Here is an 18,814-nt window from a genome sequence, read left to right as displayed (position 1 = left end):
CAGTCAAACGCCGGTCACGCGTAAGTACTCAGGTCTCAGATAGTTGGACCAGAGCAAAATCATTTCCACCAGGATAGTCACCAGTACCAACAGCCCGACACCCCATAGGCTCGCCGCATTCAGCAGGCCTTGCTCCCTGCGTTCGTGCATGAAAATCGGCAAGCCGACGAACAGCAGGAACGTCGAATAGATAGAGGCGGCCCCCAGCACCGTGATCGCCAGCCAGCGGCTGGGGTACAGCCCGGCGATACCCGCGAGAAAAAACGGGGTCACGGTATAGGCGGCAAAACCGATGCACTGATTGACGTTGGGGCGTGAGTCGAATGTTCGCGACATCCAGCGGATGAACAGCCCCATCAGCACCACGCCGACAATGATGCTCAGGTACAGCAGCCCGCAGAGTTGCAGGGCGCTGGTGGTGGTGAGCCTGACCGTTTCGTTCTCGACCAGGCTCCAGCCGACGTAGGTGGTCCCGATGAACAGACATACGGCGGGAATCAAGGCGAGCAACAGCAAATGAGCGAGGTAATGGCGCGGATGCGCTTCCTCTTCCTTGCGAATATCTGTCCAGACGAAATTGGGCTGAGTGAACAGCCTGACGAAAGGTGCGGACATGACGACCTCCAGATAGCAAGCGGCCCGGCATAGGGGCCCCTAAAAGTATTGAGGTGCATCCATCGCCGGGGGTTCATTTTTTATCGGGGGCATGGGCGGTCTGCCCGAGGGAATGTTTGCCAGCGTCGAAGGTCAACCGAGCAGTTCCTCTTGCCTGGATGCCTTGTCATGAACGTCAGCCAAACCGTCGTCGAATATTTGCGCCAACACGACCTGCGACTGACGACCGCCGAATCCTGTACCGCCGGAAAGATCGTGACCTTGCTGGCCGAAGTGCCGGGCAGCGGGGACCTGATCGAGAGCGGTTACGTGGTCTATTCTTCCGAAGCAAAGCAACGCTTACTTAACGTCAGCCCCCATACGATCGAAACCTTCAACCTGACCAGTTGTGAAGTCGCTCGCGAAATGGCCTTGGGCGCCTTGCTCGACAGCACCGCCAACGTCGCCGTGGCCACCACCGGTATCCTGGGGCCAGAGGATGTAGACGGGATTCCGGCAGGCACCGTCTGTTTTGCCTGGGCCTACCAGACTGAGCAAGGAAAGTGTGTATTCACTCAACAGCATCGCTTTTACGGATCCCGCAGCAAGGTCCAGTTATTGGCCGCAGAACATGCCTTGAAGCGGATCTCGTTTTTTCATAAACGTGCGCTAGCTGGTGAATATGAGCGGTGAAAAGATCAGGTAAATCAATGAAAGACGAATCTCGCCGCACCGAATACCACAGCCGCGACTTTCCGGTGCGCGAAGACATGGCGTATCAGGTCAAGGTCTGGCGATTCGAGCGCTGGGGCTGGTACGTGATGGTACTGCTGGTGGTGCTGGCCTTGCTCGGCTTGTTTTCGCGTGGCCCGCTCAGCTCCCGGGACGTTCACGGCAGCGATGGCAAGGTACGGGTGGAGTACGAAATGTTCCACCGTCATGGCTCGACCAATCCGATGAAGGTCAGTGTGATCGGCCGGCCGGATGCCACGGTTGAGCTGGAACTGACCGGAAAACTGTTGGAGGGCTTCGAAATCGAAACCCTGCAACCAGAGCCTGTGCGTGCACTCAGTGGCGAGCAGGGCATGAAACTGTGGGTACAAACGGACGCGCAAGGGCAGGCCAGTCTTTACCTGACCTTGCGTGGCGAGGGGCTGGGTCTGTTCCGCAGCCATATCGCCTCGCCCGGTGCGGCCTCGGTCAAGGTGGATCAATTCATTTTCCCTTAGGTGACTTATGGATTCGGTATTGCGCGCGGCCGTGATGTACCTGGCGTTGATGGTGCTGTTCAAGATCGCCGGTCGGCGCTCGCTGGCCGAACTGACGACGTTTGATTTCGTGCTGCTGATGATCATCGGCGAGGCGACCCAACAAGCGTTGCTGGGCAATGATTTTTCCCTGACCAATTCCATACTGGTGATCATCACGCTGATTGCCATTGACGTCGGGCTTTCACTGCTCAAACAGCGCTCGCAATGGGTGCAGCGGCTGATCGATGGCGGGCCGACGATCATTGTCGAAAACGGCAAACTTCTGCACAAACGCCTGCGCCATGCGCGACTGGTGGAAGCAGATGTCATGGAGGCTGCGCGTTCGAGCCAGGGCATTGAAACCCTTGAGCAGATCAAATTCGCCATCATCGAGCGCAATGGCAAGATTTCGGTGATTGCTCAAGAGCCCTGACTTAAGCGAATGAACCGCTTTTCGTAGGAGCCAGGCTTGCCGGCGAAGGCGTCCTTAAGAGCGCCTTCGCCGGCAAGCCTGGCTCCTACAGGGGCCGAACGCAGGCCACGCTAGTAGCTTCAGAGCATCGGCTTGCCGCCCGTGACGCCATACCGTTGCCCGGTGATGTAGCTGGCTTCATCCGAGGCCAGCAGCACATAGATCGGCGCGACTTCCACCGGTTGACCGGGACGGCCGAGCGGGGTTTGCGATCCGAAGTTTTGCACGTCTTCCTCGGGCATGGTCGAGACGATCAGCGGCGTCCAGATCGGCCCCGGCGCCACGCTGTTTACCCGGATGTTCTTTGGTCCCAGCATCTGTGCCAGGCCGGCGGAAAAGTTGGCAATCGCGCCCTTGGTGGTCGCGTAGGCCAGCAATGTCGGCTTGGGCATGTCGGAGTTGACCGAACTGGTGTTGATGATCGAACTGCCGGGCTTCATGTGTTTCAGCGCGGCCTGACAAAGCCTGAACATGGCCGTGACGTTGACATCGAAGGTCATCACCCATTCTTCGTCCGGGATGTCCTCGATGTTTTCGTGGGTCATCTGGAACGCGGCGTTGTTGACCAGAATGTCGATCCGGCCAAAGCGCTCGACCGTTTTGTCCACCAGCGCCTGGCAGTGCGCTTTTTGCGCCACATCGCCAGGCAGCAGCAGGCATTGACGACCGGCCTGTTCGACCCAGCGCGCGGTTTCCTGCGCATCTTCAGTTTCATTCAAGTAGGCAACCACCACATCCGCGCCTTCCCGGGCGAATGCAATCGCCACCGCACGGCCGATGCCGCTGTCGCCCCCAGTGATCAGGGCAATCTTGCCCTCCAGCCGACCCGAACCTTTGTAGCTCTGCTCGCCACAATCGGGGTAAGGGTCCATTTTCGTTTGAACACCGGGGACTGGCTGGCTTTGTTTCGGGAAGGGTGGTTTTGGATAGTCAGTCATCGGGAAATCTCCTCTGTTCAAGGCAAAAGACTCAAGCGCCACAAGCACTCGTTGAGGGTTGACCCCGGTCTTTTGTCTTGAGTTCGGTTGGACTTCCGACGGGTTTAGCGCAAGAGGAGAGTTCGCTGTTCCTGCATACACTCAACTCATGAGTTAGGCTCAATGCGATGCAAGAAACTCGATGAGGAGTTGCTCATGAATACTCAATCGCTCGTTGCACTGGCACTATCGTTGGCATGTCTCGCAGGCTGTGAAAGCAAATACGAAGTGAATGAGAAAAATTGCGAGCCGAAAAACTTCATGAAGCTGCCGGACGATCAGAAGCGGGAAGCCTTCATCAAGGCTTGCATGGAGCGCATAACGCCTTGAACGGGATTCGATACTGCGCCTATCGCCCATAAAAAACCCGATGCACAGGCATCGGGTTTTCGGTATCAACCTGGGGTGTCAGGCCTGGCGGTTACGCAAACTACGCTCCATCCGCGCGATCCCTTCCTCCAGCAGCGCTCGCGGGCAGCCGAAGTTCAAGCGCACGAACTGCTGGGCGTTATCGCCAAAATCCAGCCCTGCGCTCAGCCCGACCTTGGCCTGCTCGAGGAAGAATTGCTGCGGGTCATCCAGCCCCAGCGCCGTGCAGTCGAGCCACGCCAGGTAAGTGCCCTGAGGGATGTTCATGGTCACACCCGGCAACCGCGTGCGAACCGCTTCCACCAGATAATCCCGATTGCTTTGCAGATAGGCCATGAGCTCGGTCAGCCACGGGCCGCCTTCGCGGTAGGCGACGCGGGTGGCTTCCAGGCCCAGCGGGTTGACGCTGTCGACCATGCCGCAGCGGGCGTTGTTGACCCGATGGCGCAGTGTCGCGTCCTGGATGATCATGAACGCCGTCTTCAAACCGGCGATGTTGTAGGCCTTGCTCGCCGACATCAGGGTGATGGTGCGCTTGGCGATTTCTGGGCTGAGCGAGGCGGTCGGAATGTGTACGCGGCCGTCGAAGCACAACTCGGAATGGATCTCGTCGGAGATGATCCAGGCGTCCTGCTCCAGGCAAATGTCGGCGACCGCTTGCAGTTCCTCACGCGGGAAGACCTTGCCCAGCGGGTTATGCGGGTTGCTCAGCAGCAGCGCGCCGCCCCCTTGCAGCGCCTCGCGCAAGGCATCGAGCGGCGTCGCATACGTACCATCAGTCAACGCGTCGAAGTCCAGTTCGACTTTGTTCAGCTGCCAGTGGCTCGGTGCATGGCGCAGCGGCGGGTAGTTTGGCGTTTGCACGACCACGTTCTGCTGCGGCTGAACCAGCGCATGCAGGGCCATGTTGAAACCCGACTCGATACCCGGCAGGAATACCAGCTCCTGAGGTTGCACACGCCAGGCGTACTTGCGCCACAGGTCGGCGACGATGGCGTCACGCAAGTCATCCTGCGCCACGCTGTAACCGAGCATCGGGTGTTCCAGGCGTTGTTGCAGCGCCTGAATGATCGCTGGCGGCGCGGCAAAGTCCATGTCGGCGACCCACATCGGCAACACGTCGGCCGGGTAGCGGCTCCACTTGGTACTGCCGGTGCCATGGCGGTCGAACACCTGATCAAAATCGAAAGTCATGCTCAGTCTCATAAAAGGCAGGGGGTTAATCCGGCGGCCATGATAAGCGCCAACCTCTGTGGAAGCGACCTGTGGCGAGGGGGCTTGCCCCCGTTGGGGTGCGAAGCGCCCCCGGCATTTCAAAATCAAATCGCATGTATAGGGTTTACGACTGCTTCGCAGCCGAACGGGGGCAAGCCCCCTCGCCACAGGTCGCTTCCACATTAATTGTGTGTCCGGCTGGCTTGCGGTATTACCCGACGGTCGGTTTTTCCACAGCACAAAACAGCATTGTCTACAGTTTAAAGTGGCGGTAGTTCCGTTGCCGTCACCGTGATCGTCTAGAAAAACCCGGCCAACGCACCGGGTTTCCACCTGATCAGGAGTGCACGATGGACCTCAACCGTCGTCAGTTCTTCAAGGTCGCTGGTCTCGGCCTTGCGGGCTCAAGCCTCGGCGCGCTGGGCATGGCCCCGACGCCCGCTTTCGCCGAACAAGTGCGTCATTTCAAGCTCGCCCATACCCATGAAACCCGCAACACCTGCCCGTACTGCTCGGTCGGGTGCGGCTTGATCATGTACAGCCAGGGCGACAACGCGAAGAATGTCGCCCAGAGCATCATCCACATCGAAGGCGATGCCGACCACCCGGTCAATCGCGGCACCCTCTGCCCCAAAGGCGCAGGCCTGCTCGATTTCATTCACAGCCCCAGCCGTCTCCAGTACCCGCAGGTGCGCAAGCCCGGCACCACGGAGTGGACGCGAATCTCCTGGGATGAAGCGCTGGATCGCATCGCTGACCTGATGAAGGCCGACCGCGACGCCAATTTCATCGAGAAGAACGCCCAGGGGCAAACGGTGAACCGCTGGCTGACTACCGGTTTCCTTGCGGCGTCGGCATCGTCCAACGAAGCGGGGTACATCACCCACAAGGTGATTCGCAGTCTCGGCATGCTGGGGTTTGATAACCAGGCACGTGTCTGACATGGCCCGACGGTGGCAAGTCTTGCCCCGACGTATGGCCGTGGTGCCATGACCAACCACTGGACCGATATCGCCAACGCGAATCTGGTTCTGGTGATGGGTGGTAATGCCGCCGAAGCGCACCCTTGCGGTTTCAAATGGGTGACTGAAGCCAAAGCCCACAACAAGGCGCGGCTGATTGTGGTCGACCCGCGTTTCACCCGTACGGCCTCGGTGGCCGATTATTACGCACCGATCCGCACCGGCACCGACATTGCCTTCATGGGCGGGCTGATCAATTACCTGCTGACCGAAGACAAGATCCAGCACGAATATGTACGCGCCTATACGGACGTGTCGTTCATCGTCAAGGCCAACTACGGTTTCGAGGACGGCTTGTTCAGCGGTTACGACGCGAGCAAGCGCACTTACACCGACAAGTCCGGCTGGGGCTATGAAATCGGCGAGGACGGTTTCGCCAAAGTCGACCCGACCTTGCAAGACCCACGCTGCGTCTATCAATTAATGAAGCAGCATTACAGCCGCTACACCCTGGAGCTGGCCAGTCAGGTTTGCGGCATGCCCGTGGACGCGATGCAGAAAATCTGGGAAGAGATCGCCACCTGCTCGCAACCGGGCAAAACCATGACGATTCTCTACGCGCTGGGCTGGACCCAGCACTCGACCGGGTCGCAGATGATCCGCAGCGCGGCCATGGTGCAACTGCTGCTGGGCAACGTCGGCATGCCGGGCGGGGGCGTCAACGCCCTGCGCGGGCACTCCAACATCCAAGGCCTGACCGACCTGGGCTTGCTGTCCAACCTGTTGCCCGGTTACCTGACCCTGCCGGCCGAGACCGAACAGGATTACAACGCCTACATCGCCAAGCGCGCACTCAAGCCGCTGCGTCCGGGGCAAATGTCTTACTGGCAGAACTACGGCAAGTTCCACGTCAGCCTGATGAAAGCCTGGTACGGCGCCAATGCCACCGCTGAGAATAACTGGGGCTACGACTGGCTGCCCAAGCTGGACATTCCCGGCTACGACATCCTGAAAATGTTCGACATGATGGGCAAGGGCGAGGTCAATGGCTACATGTGCCAGGGCTTCAACCCGATCGCCGCTTTGCCGGACAAGAACCGTGTAATGAAGGCGCTGGCCAAACTCAAATGGCTGGTGGTGATGGACCCACTGGCTACCGAAACCTCGGAGTTCTGGCGCAACGCCGGGCCTTACAACGATGTGCAAACGGCCGAGATCCAGACCGAAGTCATCCGTCTGCCCACCACCTGTTTCGCCGAAGAAAACGGTTCGCTGGTCAACAGCGGTCGCTGGCTGCAATGGCACTGGAAGGGGGCCGATGGCCCGGGGCAGGCGCGCACGGACGTGAAGATCATGGCCGAGCTGTTCTTGCGCCTGCGCAAGCGTTACCAGGCCAATGGCGGTGCCTGGGCCGAGCCGATCCTCAAGCTCGACTGGCCCTACAAGATACCCGATGACCCGACACCGGAAGAGCTGGCCCGGGAATTCAACGGTTACGCCGTCGCCGATGTCACTGACGCCTCGGGCGCGGTGATCAAGACCGGTCAGCAACTGTCCGGCTTCGGCCAACTCAAGGACGATGGCAGCACGGCGTCCGGGTGCTGGATCTTCTGCGGCAGCTGGACCGAGCAGGGCAACCTGATGGCCCGGCGTGACAACAGCGACCCGTTCGGCATGAAGCAGAACCTGGGCTGGGCCTGGGCCTGGCCGATGAACCGACGGATCCTTTACAACCGCGCCTCTTGCGACCCTCAAGGCAAACCGTGGGACCCGAACAAGCGGCTGGTGTGGTGGAACGGCAAGGTCTGGACCGGCACCGACGTGCCCGACTACAAGGCCGATGCACCGCCGGAAGCCGGAATGAACCCGTTCATCATGAACCCCGAAGGCGTGGCGCGTTTCTTCGCCCTCGACAAGATGAACGAAGGGCCGTTCCCGGAACACTATGAGCCGTTCGAGACGCCCATTGGCATCAACCCGATGCACCCCAACAACAAGCAGGCGACCAGCAACCCGGCCGGACGGATCTTCGATTCAGTCTGGGACACCCTCGGGCAGGCCAAGGACTTCCCTTATGCGGCGACCAGCTACCGGCTGACCGAACACTTCCACTTCTGGACCAAGCATTGCCCGATCAACGCCGTGACCCAGCCTGAGCAGTTTGTCGAAATCGGCGAGGTGCTGGCCAAGGAGAAAGGCATTGCTGCCGGTGACCGGGTGCGGGTCAGCTCCAAGCGCGGGCATATCGAAGCGGTGGCGGTGGTGACCAAGCGGATTCGTCCGCTGCAGGTCAACAATCAGGTGGTGCACCAGATCGGTATCCCGTTGCACTGGGGCTTCACCGGCGCCACCCGTCACGGTTACCTGACCAACACCCTGGTGCCGTTCCTCGGCGATGGCAACACACAGACCCCGGAATCCAAGTCATTCCTGGTCAACGTGGAGAAAGTCTAAATGGCCAGCCAAGACATCATCGCCCGTTCGGCCACCACCACCGTGCCGCCTTCGGTGCGCACGCAAGAGGAAGTGGCCAAGCTGATCGACACCACCAAGTGCATCGGCTGCAAGGCCTGCCAGGTCGCCTGCTCGGAATGGAACGAGCTACGCGACGATGTCGGTCACAACCTAGGCACTTACGACAACCCTCAAGACCTCAGCGCAGACACCTGGACCTTGATGCGCTTCACCGAGCATGAAACCGACGCCGGTAACCTCGAATGGCTGATTCGCAAGGACGGCTGCATGCACTGCGCCGAGCCAGGCTGCCTGGCGGCGTGCCCGAGCCCGGGGGCGATCATCAAACACGCCAACGGCATCGTCGACTTCGATCAGGACCATTGCATCGGCTGCGGGTATTGCATCACCGGTTGCCCATTCAACATTCCGCGCATCTCGCAAAAGGATCACAAGGCTTATAAATGCACGCTGTGCTCGGACCGGGTGGCGGTGGGGCTGGAGCCGGCCTGCGTGAAAACCTGCCCGACCGGCGCCATCGTTTTCGGCACTAAGGAAGACATGAAAGAACACGCCGCCGAACGTATCGTCGACCTCAAGAGTCGCGGTTTCGAAAACGCCGGTTTGTATGACCCCGCAGGCGTCGGCGGCACCCACGTCATGTATGTGCTGCACCATGCCGACACGCCGAGGTTGTATGCCGGGTTGCCGGATCACCCGGCGATCAGTCCGCTGGTCGACCTGTGGAAAGGCCTGAGCAAACCCTTGGCGTTGCTGGCCATGGGCGCGGCAGTGCTGGCCGGTTTCTTCCATTACGTGCGCGTTGGGCCGCAATTGGTCGAGGAGGACGAACATCCAGTCATCGTCGACCCAGCGGTGCATGAATTCGATCCATCGGTGCACACCTTTGATCCGACGAAACCCGGCGGGGAGGACAGGCCATGAACGACAAACCGATCCTGCGCTACACCTCCAACCAGCGCACCAATCACTGGCTGGTGGCGATGCTGTTTCTCATGGCCGCGCTGTCGGGGCTGGCCTTGTTCCATCCGGGATTGTTCTGGCTCAGCAACCTGTTTGGCGGCGGTTCGTGGACGCGCATTCTGCATCCGTACATGGGCGTGGCGATGTTTGTGCTGTTCCTCGGCCTGGTGTTCAGTTTCTGGCGGGCGAATTACTTCAGCGCCAACGACCGGTTGTGGCTCAGGCGCGTCGGGACTGTCATGCGCAACGATGAGGAGGGCGTGCCGCCGATCGGCAAATACAACCCGGCGCAGAAACTACTGTTCTGGGTGTTGCTGATCTGCATGCTGGTGCTGTTGTTCAGCGGGCTGGTGATCTGGCGTGCCTGGTTCAGCGCGTACTTCGGCATCACCGGTATTCGCTGGGCGATGCTGCTGCATGCGCTGGCGGGGTTCATCCTGGTGCTGAGCATCATCGTTCACGTCTATGCCGGTATCTGGATTCGCGGCTCGGTCCACGCCATGGTGCGTGGCAGGGTCAGCCGCGCCTGGGCGAAAAAACACCATGAACTCTGGTACCGGGAAGTGACCGGTGACGAAACGCCTGAGCGACCGATCACCAAAAAAGGATGACCCCTTGGCCACGATCCTCGAGCCTGGGCAGATAGAAGCGGCGGCGAGCTCACCGCCGTTTCTGTACCTGCCACCGAACAACCTGTTCACCTTGCGCGCGCTGCGTCTGGAACACCTGGCCGACGGGCATCCCATGGCGGACTACCTGCGTTTGATCGCGGGGCTGTGCCACGTTCAGCAGAACCTGATGGACGATCCGCCCGTGGCCGCCATGCCCGATCCCGAACGTCTTCGGGTGTGCGTAGAACATGGCTTGCCACCGTTCGCCGCCGACAGTCTGGTGCGCGAAAATGTTTGGCTACCGTATCTCGAAGCCTTGCTGCAACGCTATCAGCCACCGCCACAAACGGCGATAGAAAACGCCGTGGCGACTTTGCGCAGCGCCAACCCGGGGCTGCTCAAAGCGTGGGCAATTGCCTTGGTCAGCGGCCAGTATTCAATGCTGCCGGCAGAACTGGTGCCGTTCCTCGGTGCAGCGCTGCAAGCGGCCTGGAGTCATTGGCTGTTGAGCACGCCTGATCTTGAACTCAAGCGCGGTGACAGTCTTAGTCAATGCCCGGCCTGCGGTTCGCCGGCGATGGCCGGAGTGATTCGTCATCGCGGCAAATACAACGGTTTACGTTATCTGGTGTGCTCGTTGTGTGCCTGCGAATGGCATGCGGTGCGGGTCAAGTGCGTGTATTGCGAACAGAGCAAGGGGCTTCAATACATCAGCTTCGAGGATGACCGTCATGCTGCCAATCAGGCGCCGTTGCGGGCGGAAGTCTGCCCCGGCTGCAACAGTTATCTGAAACTGATCTACCTGGAAAACGATGCCGAAGCCGAAGCGCTCTCGGCGGACTTGGCCAGCCTGATGCTGGATATGCGCCTGGAGGAGGAGGGTTACCAGCGCCTATCGCCCAATTTGATGTTGGCACCAGGGGCATAGGTTTCTACGCGGGGCTTGGGGCTTTGTGTTGGGAGTACATATCCATTTCTGCGGTAAGGGCCGCTTAGGGTTCCGCCCTGACGGCGGGTCCCACGCATTTCCCTGTAGGAGCTGTCGAGCGAAGCGAGGCTGCGATCTTTTGATGTTGCCGTTGCTGTCGGAGTTGGCTTGCCTGCGAAGGGTGGTCTGATCGCCGACCTGTTTCTTGCAGATGTACACCGATCAAATTGTGGGAGCTGGCTTGCCTGCGATGGCGGCCTGATAGCCGACTGGGATTTTGATGGTGTACATATCCGTTTCTGCGGTAACGCCAACTGGCGGTTTCGCTTTTACAGCGAGTCCCTTTTCCAAACGCCGAAAAGGAACCAAAAGGCTTTGCCCCTCCATTCGGTGCCTCGCCTAGGCTCGGCATGCCATAACGAAGGCATTGCTCCGGGGGCCCGCCGCCATCGGCCATCCATGGCCGGGGGCGGCTACCGCGGCATCCTTGCCGCGGTGCCCCCTACGCAAAGCCTGCGTTCGGCCTCTGGGAAAGGGGCAACAGATCAAAATCAAAAGCCAAAGCAACAGCAAGATCAACAGCATCGCGAGCAGGCTCGCTCCCACAGGAGGAGCGGGTATATACAAAATCTGTGTACGACACAAATCCTGTGGGAGCGGGCTTGCCCGCGATAGCGGTGGGTCAGTCAATGTGATGTTGAATGTGCCGCCGCCATCGCAGGCAAGCCAGCTCCCACAAAAAATCAGAGTACATCCACTCTGCCTTTCACCACTCAACAGGCCGAGCGTTAGCTCGCCTGCAGCTCTTGATCTTGAGGCACCGCCAGCGGCCGTTACCGCAGCAACGGATATGCACACCATCAAAATCGGAAAGATACCCACGCACCGGAGGCGACTGAGCTTGCCCCCTTGGGCAGTGAGCTCAGCGACTACACTCAGACGCGACGGTCATTCGCTTCCGGGAGCCTCTGATGTCCGCAACCTCCGCCAGCCAAGCCTTGCGGCTGCCCTCTATCGACAGCTTGCTGCGCCATCCCGCCTGTCAGGCGTTGGCCGAGCGTTATGGGCGTGACGCGCTGCTGGCTGGCCTGCGGCAACTGCTCGATGATCTGCGCGAACCGGTGCTCAAGGGTGAACTCAATGCCGTTGAAATAGCCCCCGACGTATTGGCGGGTAGGGCAGGCGAGCGTCTGGCGATCCAGCATCGCAGCCAGGTCCGCCGGGTGTTAAACCTTACCGGCACGGTGCTGCACACCAACCTCGGGCGCGCGTTGTTGCCGGAGTCGGCTATCGAAGCCGTTCAGCTCGCCGCCCGCTATCCGCTCAATCTGGAATTTGATCTGCGCAGCGGCAAGCGCGGCGACCGCGATGATTTGATCGAAGGGTTGATCCGTGAGCTGACCGGTGCCGAAGCGGTAACCGTGGTCAACAATAACGCCGCCGCCGTGTTGCTGACGCTCAACAGCCTGGGCGCGCGCAAGGAAGGCATCATTTCCCGTGGTGAACTGATCGAAATCGGCGGCGCCTTCCGCATACCCGACATCATGGCCCGCGCCGGGGTCAAGCTTCACGAAGTGGGCACCACCAACCGCACCCATGCGCGGGATTACGAGGCCGCCATCGGTCCGCGAAGTGGTTTGGTGATGCGTGTACACGCGAGCAATTACACCATTGAAGGCTTCACCGCCCGAGTGCCTACGGCTGAGTTGGCGGAGCTGGCTCACCGTCACGGGCTGCCGCTGCTGGAAGACCTGGGCAGCGGCAGTCTGTTGGACCTGACTCGCTGGGGATTGCCCGCCGAACCGACGGTGCGTCAGGCACTGCTCGATGGTGCGGACATCGTCACCTTCAGTGGCGACAAATTACTCGGTGGTCCCCAGGCTGGTTTGATTGTCGGTCGCAAAGACCTGATCGCGAAGATCAAGAAGAATCCGCTCAAGCGTGCCTTGCGGGTCGACAAATTGACCCTGGCCGCCCTCGAAGCCGTGTTGGCGCTGTACCGCGATCCTGATCGGCTGGCCGAACGCTTGCCGAGTTTGCGCCTGCTGACCCGGCCTCAGGCCGACATCTTTGCCCAGGCCGAACGCCTGCAACCGTCACTGGCGCAGGTGTTGGGTGACGGCTGGAGCGTCAGCGCAGTGCCGGCGCTGGGCATGATCGGCAGCGGCAGCCAACCGGTGGCTCGCTTACCTGGCGCTGCGTTATGCCTGCGGCCCAACGTTTCCAAACGTCTGCGCGGGCGGCGATTGCTGGGGCTGGAGGCAGCGTTTCGTCGGCTGCCGATTCCCGTGCTCGGGCGCATTGACGGCGATGCGCTTTGGCTGGACCTGCGCCAACTGGACGACGAAGCCGCGTGGATGGCGCAACTCGATCAGTTGGCGCAATTCGATCAACTGCAGGAGGAGGGCCGGGACGGGTGATTGTCGGCACGGCGGGGCATATCGATCACGGTAAAACCTCCTTGCTCCAGGCATTGACCGGCCAGGCCGGCGACCGTCGCCGGGAAGAACGCGAACGCGGCATGACCATCGACCTCGGCTATATCTACGCGGCGCTGGAGCCGGACGCCGCCCTCACTGGTTTTATCGACGTACCCGGCCACGAGCGTTTCACCCACAACATGCTGGCCGGGGCTCAGGGCATTGATCTGGTGTTGTTGGTGGTGGCGGCCGATGACGGTGTCATGCCGCAGACCCGCGAACATCTGGCGATTGTCGAGTTGCTGGGCATCCCTCGGGCACTGATTGCTATCACCAAATGCGACCGCGTCGATCCTGCTCGGGTGCTAGAAGTCCGGGGACAGATCGAAGCATTGCTCATACCTGGCCCCTATGCCGGCGCGCCGCAAATCGCGCTGTCGAGTGTGACCGGCGACGGTATCGAGACACTGCGTAAGGCCTTGCTGGATGCGCAACATGAAGTCCTGCAACGCAGCGTCAGCGGCGGTTTTCGCCTGGCGATTGATCGGGCTTTCAGCGTGGCCGGTGCAGGGATTGTGGTGACCGGCACCGCGTTGTCCGGCCAGGTGGCCGTGGGCGATACGCTGATGTTGAGTCCGCAAGGCAAACCGGTACGGGTGCGAGGCCTGCATGCGCAGAATCAGGCGGCTGACAGCGCAACGGCCGGGCAGCGAGTCGCGCTGAACCTGAGTGCCGACCGTTTGGCCCTGGAGCAGATTCACCGGGGCCACTGGCTGTTGGCCGAATGGCTGCATGCGCCGACCCAGCGTCTGGATATCGAGATGACCTTGTTGGTCAGCGAGGCGCGAAGCTTCGAGCACTTTCAGCCAGTGCACGTGCATCTCGGCACTCAGGACGTGACCGGGCGAGTGGCGTTGCTGGAGGGCAGTAGCCTGGCACCGGGTGAGCAGATGTTCGCGCAACTGCTGGTGAACGCGCCGGTGCTGGCGGTGAAGGGCGATCGCTTGATCCTGCGTGACCAAAGTGCTCAACGCACCCTGGGCGGTGGCCGGGTGCTCGACCCGTTCGCCCCGGCCCGACACCGCCGCAGCCCCGAACGATTGGCCCAGCTACAAACGCTGGCCACCACGAACAGCCTGGAAGACGCACTGCCTGCGCTGCTGGCCAACAGCGACACCGGGCTCGATCCGCAGCGTCTGGAGCGTCAGTTCAATCGTCCGCGCGATAGCTGGACGTTGCCCGATGACGTGCGTTTGATCGAGACGCGGCAGGGACCGTTACTGTTCAGCGCTGCCCGCTGGGAAGCCCTGAAAGCACCGCTGCTGGAACACCTCGCACGCTTTCATCAACTCGAACCGGATCAAATGGGACCGGACAGGGATCGCCTGCGTCGCTTCGCCGGCACCGCGCTGGACCGACCAACCTTTATCAGTCTGCTCGACGAATTGCTGGCCAGTGGGGCCATTGTCGCCAGCGGCCCTTGGCTGCACTTGCCCGATCACCAAGTGCGTTTGAGCGAGGATGACGAAACCCTGTGGCAACATTTGCAGCCGCTGTTCGAACAGGCGGGTTTCGATCCGCCGTGGGTGCGTGATCTGGCTAAAGCGACGGGGCATGAAGAGGCCGCGGTGCGCCTGCTGCTGCGCAAGATGGCGCGGCTAGGATTGGTGCATCAAGTGGTTCGTGACTTGTTTTTTACCGAGACACTGGTGCGCCGATTGGCGGCTATGCTGGTGCAACTGGCAAGCGATGACCCGGTGATTCAGGTCGCCGCATTTCGCGATGCCGTGGGCCTGGGGCGCAAACGCAGCATTCAGATTCTTGAGTACTTCGACCGGATCGGCCTGACCCGACGTTTTGGCGATCGGCGCCATATCCGGCTCGACAATGCACTGGCCCAACAAACAGAAGACTGAGTTCAAGGAAGGCAATCGCGCCCGGTGGCGCGGCCGGGCTTCAAACCCGGTTGGGGACGGCATCCGTTCCCGGGCAGGTTCGACTCCGGCTGCCTTCCGCCATTTAGACATAGGTACAGGCAATGCAATCCCTGTGGGAGCGGGCTTGCTCGCGAAGACGGCGGCACAGTCAACATTGATGTCGCCTGACACACCGCTTTCGCGAGCAAGCCCGCTCCCACAGGTTCCGCTGACTGTCATCAGGGAAAACACACCAACAAACACAACTATGACCTACGCTTATTCCCAGACGCATGTTCAACGAACAGGGGCTCTTCCCTGATCGAAAACAACAAGAACAGCTATCCGGAGACGACTCATGTTTGCATTGGCCCGTCGATTCAGCAGCAACCTCGCCGTTTTAGTTACCGCCGCCGCGCTCGCATCACCGGTTTTTGCGCTGGACACCGTCAAGTTCATGGCCCCGGGCTCGGTCGGTGGTGGTTATGACCAGACCGCACGCGTCTTGGGCAAAGCCATGGTCGAGGCCAAAACGGCAAAGTCCGTCACCTTTGAGAACAAGGGCGGCGCGGGCGGCACCCTGGGGTTGGCGCAATTTGCCAACGGCACCAAGGGCGACCCGAATGCTTTGATCGTGGTCGGCGCGATCATGGTCGCGGCCATCGAGCAGAACAAACCGCAAATCACCTTGAAGGACGTGACGCCGATCGCCCGGCTGTTCACCGAATACAACGTGATTGCCGTGCGTGACGACTCCCCGTACAAAACCCTGGACGACTTGATCAAAGACTTCAAAGCCAACCCGTCCAGCATCAAGTTTGGTGGCGGCTCCAAGGGGTCGATCGATCACATTGGCATCGCCGAACTGGCGAGCAAAATGGACGTCCCCGTCAATAAGGTGAATTACGTCGCCTTCGCGGGTGGCGGCGAAGTCGTTGCCGCAACGCTGGGTGGCCACATCACGGTAATCACCGGCGGCTACGCCGAGCTGGCCAAATACGTGCAATCCAAGCAGTTCCGCTTACTCGCCATCGGCGCGCCCAGCCGCGTTGAAGGCATCGATGCACCGACTCTCAAAGAAAGTGGCTATGACGTGACAATCGGCAACTGGCGTGGCGTTTACGGCGCGGCGGGCCTGACGCCTGAACAGCGCAAAGAACTGACCGAAGCCGTCCTGACCGCGACCAAAAGCACTGTCTGGCAAGAAAACGTAAAAACCAATGCATGGTCACCAAGCATTCTGACCGGGGATGACTTCGGCAAATTCGTCGAAGAAGAACATGGGCGCCTGCGCGCGATGCTGGTCAAGGTCGGGCTGCTTTGAGATGGCCGGGCGCTGGAGAGTCATGCCGGCCCAACTGGCGATTGGTTTAGGTATCGTCGCCATCAGCGCGGTATTGGCGTTCGGCGCCTCGCGATTTCCTGCCGAGATGGGCTTCGTCATCATGGCGGCCTACGTCTATCCCTACGCCGTCGCGGCGTTTCTGGGCGTCGTCGGTCTGTTGATGTGCTATCAGGCGCTCACCGGTGGTTTTCGCAACCTTTCCGACGATCACGAGACTACCCAGGCTCAGCCCGGCGGCAAGCTCGGCGCAACCTGGGTCACGGCGGGGCTGGTGGGCGTCGCCTTGCTCATTTCCTACATCGGTTTCGTATTGGCCGCCTCATTGCTGTTTGCCTGTTCGGCAAGGGGTTTTGGCAGTCGCAGCCCGGTGCGGGACCTAGCCATAGGCATCGCGTTGACGCTGCCGATTTACTGGCTTTTCACCGCCGGGCTAGGGGTTTCCCTTCCGCCCCTGGTCAACGCCTGGATCTGATCCGGGCCGAAGGAGGTCGACAAGGTGGACATTCTCTCGAGTCTGGCAACCGGCTTCGGTGCCGCGTTGGCGCCGATCAATCTGATGTGGGGTTTTATTGGCTGTCTGCTGGGCACCGCGATCGGTGTTTTGCCGGGAATCGGCCCGGCGCTGACCGTCGCCTTGCTGCTGCCGATTACCGCCAAGGTCGATCCTACCGGCGCGCTGATCATGTTTGCCGGTATCTATTACGGCGCTCAGTTTGGCGGCTCCACCACCTCGATTCTGCTCAACACGCCCGGGGAGTCGTCCTCCATGGTCACGGCCCTGGAAGGCAACCTCATGGCCCGCAACGGACGGGCAGGCCCGGCGTTGGCGACAGCGGCGATAGGTTCATTTGTGGCCGGCACCATCGCGACAATTTTGCTGACCTTGTTCGCCCCCCTTGTTGCGACGTTGGCGCTGAAGTTCGGGCCGGCGGAGTATTTCGCGATTCTGGTACTGGCCTTCACCACGGTGTCGGCGGTGCTCGGTGCGTCGATGCTGCGCGGCTTCGCCTCGTTGGGCATCGGGCTGACCATCGGCTTGATCGGCTTGGACTCGACCTCGGGCATTGCCCGCTACACCATGGAGGTGCCCGAACTGGTCGATGGCATCGAAGTGGTACTCGTCGCGGTGGGATTGTTTGCCGTCGGTGAAGCCTTGTACAGCGTGCTTTACCAAAAGGAAGAAACGTCCGCCCGACACCGTTTGACCTCGTTATGGATGACCCGGGCCGACTGGAAACGCTCGGTTCCCGCCTGGTTACGGGGAACTCTGATCGGTTTTCCCTTTGGCTCGATTCCGGCCGGTGGCGCGGAAATTCCGACGTTCCTGTCTTATTCGACTGAACGAAAACTCAGCAAGTACCCGAAAGAGTTCGCGGCCAGCAAAGGCGAGGGCGCCATCGAGGGTGTCGCCGGGCCGGAGGCGGCCAACAACGCCAGCGCCACCGGTTCGCTGGTGCCGTTGCTGACCCTGGGCATACCGACCTCCGCCACGGCGGCGATCCTGTTGGCCGCGTTCCAGAACTACAACCTGCAACCGGGGCCGCTGTTGTTCCAGACTTCGGGCGAACTGGTCTGGACGCTGGTGGCTTCGCTGTACATCGGCAACGCCATCCTGCTGGTGTTGAACCTGCCGTTGGTGGGGCTGTGGGTCAAACTCTTGCAGATTCCACGACCGTACCTGAACGCCGGCATTCTGGTGTTCGCCACCATCGGCGTGTACGGCATGCGCCACTCAACCTTCGACCTGTTTCTGATGCTGGCCATCGGCTGGGCCGGGGTGTTGATGCGGCGTTTCGATTTCCCCGTCGCCCCGGTGATCGTCGGCATGCTGCTGGGCCCGATGGCGGAAAAACAACTGCGCAACGCCTTATCCATCAGCCAGGGCGACTGGATGATATTTGTGACGCAACCGATTGCGGCGTCGGTCCTGGTGCTGACGCTGTTGGTGCTGCTGGTTCCGTATTTGCTGCATAAGCGCGGCATCAAATTGCATGAGGATGATTGAGCGCTTCGCGAGCTGGTTTGATGATGCTTTGCCCTGGGAGCATGGCTCAAGAATCCCCATGTAGATCGTTCCCATGCTCCGCGTGGGAATGCCTCAACGGACGCTCCGCGTTCGACTCTGGAAGGGACGCAGAGCGTCCCGGGCTGCATTCCCACGCAGAGCGTGGGAACGATCATTGAGTAACCCACAAAATTTTCGGAAGTTTCTGACAGAGTCTCTCGTTGCGGCGCTCCAAGACGGCCCTTTATAGTTCCGGCTCGCGACAGATTCCGCGACGATCTTGGCCGGTCGATTACCAGGAAAACTCATTAA

The 18,814-nt window shown here is 60.6% G+C and carries 16 protein-coding genes and 1 tRNA gene; 14 read left to right on the top strand and 3 right to left on the bottom strand.

The features are described 5' to 3' along the window. Positions 1-3 precede the first annotated feature (3 nt). Positions 4-615: a Yip1 family protein gene (locus TU81_RS03740; protein ID WP_038983333.1), complete on the bottom strand. Its 612-nt coding sequence runs from the start codon at positions 613-615 to the stop codon at positions 4-6. Positions 616-783: 168 nt separating this feature from the next. Between TU81_RS03740 and TU81_RS03735 the strand changes: the two genes are divergently transcribed. Genes TU81_RS03735 through TU81_RS03725 form a run of 3 tightly spaced genes read left to right on the top strand, consistent with a single transcriptional unit; the run spans position 784 to position 2,277 of the window. Beyond that, entirely contained in the window at positions 784-1,287 is a 504-nt protein-coding gene (locus tag TU81_RS03735) for a CinA family protein (protein ID WP_038983332.1), read from the top strand. A 17-nt stretch (positions 1,288-1,304) separates the two neighbouring features. Continuing rightward, the gene (locus TU81_RS03730; protein WP_048393449.1) at positions 1,305-1,823 is read left to right on the top strand and encodes a hypothetical protein; all 519 of its coding nucleotides are present in this window, start codon (positions 1,305-1,307) and stop codon (positions 1,821-1,823) included. Between the two features lie 7 nt (positions 1,824-1,830). Beyond that, positions 1,831-2,277, top strand: coding sequence for a DUF421 domain-containing protein (locus TU81_RS03725; RefSeq protein WP_038983330.1), 447 nt, complete (start codon positions 1,831-1,833; stop codon positions 2,275-2,277). Positions 2,278-2,396: 119 nt separating this feature from the next. Here the strand turns inward: TU81_RS03725 and TU81_RS03720 are convergent, their stop codons facing one another. Continuing rightward, positions 2,397-3,254 (bottom strand): SDR family oxidoreductase, encoded by an 858-nt coding sequence (locus TU81_RS03720; protein ID WP_038983329.1) that lies wholly within the window; start codon positions 3,252-3,254, stop codon positions 2,397-2,399. Between the two features lie 195 nt (positions 3,255-3,449). Here TU81_RS03720 and trbK point away from each other — a divergent pair, with 195 nt between their 5' ends. Then, positions 3,450-3,623 (top strand): entry exclusion lipoprotein TrbK, encoded by a 174-nt coding sequence (gene trbK / locus TU81_RS03715; protein WP_080772170.1) that lies wholly within the window; start codon positions 3,450-3,452, stop codon positions 3,621-3,623. Between the two features lie 78 nt (positions 3,624-3,701). On the opposite strand, the gene TU81_RS03710 is transcribed toward trbK, so the two are convergent. Continuing rightward, positions 3,702-4,856 carry a MalY/PatB family protein gene (locus TU81_RS03710; RefSeq protein ID WP_048393447.1) on the bottom strand — a complete coding sequence of 385 codons (1,155 nt, stop codon included), beginning with the start codon at positions 4,854-4,856 and terminating at the stop codon, positions 3,702-3,704. 371 nt (positions 4,857-5,227) lie between these two features. Here TU81_RS03710 and fdnG point away from each other — a divergent pair, with 371 nt between their 5' ends. From fdnG to TU81_RS03655, 10 genes are all read left to right on the top strand, one after another. Continuing rightward, on the top strand, positions 5,228-8,293 hold the full coding sequence (gene fdnG / locus TU81_RS03700) for a formate dehydrogenase-N subunit alpha (RefSeq protein WP_151152198.1): 3,066 nt from the start codon (positions 5,228-5,230) through the stop codon (positions 8,291-8,293). Beyond that, on the top strand, positions 8,294-9,238 hold the full coding sequence (gene fdxH, locus TU81_RS03695) for a formate dehydrogenase subunit beta (protein WP_048393441.1): 945 nt from the start codon (positions 8,294-8,296) through the stop codon (positions 9,236-9,238). It abuts the gene before it with no gap. Further along, complete coding sequence (locus TU81_RS03690) at positions 9,235-9,888, top strand: formate dehydrogenase subunit gamma (protein ID WP_048393439.1); 654 nt, start codon at positions 9,235-9,237, stop codon at positions 9,886-9,888. Before fdxH ends, TU81_RS03690 begins: the two co-directional genes overlap by 4 nt. Before the next feature lie 4 nt (positions 9,889-9,892). Further along, positions 9,893-10,816: a formate dehydrogenase accessory protein FdhE gene (fdhE, locus tag TU81_RS03685; protein ID WP_048393437.1), complete on the top strand. Its 924-nt coding sequence runs from the start codon at positions 9,893-9,895 to the stop codon at positions 10,814-10,816. Positions 10,817-11,787: 971 nt separating this feature from the next. Continuing rightward, positions 11,788-13,236 carry an L-seryl-tRNA(Sec) selenium transferase gene (gene selA / locus TU81_RS03680; protein WP_048393436.1) on the top strand — a complete coding sequence of 483 codons (1,449 nt, stop codon included), beginning with the start codon at positions 11,788-11,790 and terminating at the stop codon, positions 13,234-13,236. Continuing rightward, a complete protein-coding gene (gene selB, locus TU81_RS03675) occupies positions 13,233-15,152 on the top strand; it encodes a selenocysteine-specific translation elongation factor (protein ID WP_048393434.1) in 1,920 nt (639 codons plus the stop codon). The genes selA and selB overlap by 4 nt, the downstream gene beginning before the upstream one ends. Positions 15,153-15,158: 6 nt before the next feature. Then, positions 15,159-15,254, top strand: a tRNA-Sec gene (locus tag TU81_RS03670). 256 nt (positions 15,255-15,510) lie between these two features. Next, complete coding sequence (locus TU81_RS03665) at positions 15,511-16,476, top strand: tripartite tricarboxylate transporter substrate binding protein (RefSeq protein WP_038983319.1); 966 nt, start codon at positions 15,511-15,513, stop codon at positions 16,474-16,476. 1 nt (position 16,477) lies between these two features. Continuing rightward, positions 16,478-16,969, top strand: coding sequence for a tripartite tricarboxylate transporter TctB family protein (locus tag TU81_RS03660; RefSeq protein ID WP_038983318.1), 492 nt, complete (start codon positions 16,478-16,480; stop codon positions 16,967-16,969). A 24-nt stretch (positions 16,970-16,993) separates the two neighbouring features. Then, complete coding sequence (locus TU81_RS03655; RefSeq protein WP_038983317.1) at positions 16,994-18,502, top strand: tripartite tricarboxylate transporter permease; 1,509 nt, start codon at positions 16,994-16,996, stop codon at positions 18,500-18,502. Positions 18,503-18,814 lie beyond the last annotated feature (312 nt).

The sequence above is a fragment of the Pseudomonas lini genome (assembly GCF_001042905.1).
Taxonomy (GTDB): domain Bacteria; phylum Pseudomonadota; class Gammaproteobacteria; order Pseudomonadales; family Pseudomonadaceae; genus Aquipseudomonas; species Aquipseudomonas lini.
Note: the sequence above shows the minus strand (reverse complement) of the source record. Positions and strands in the feature narration are given on the sequence as shown.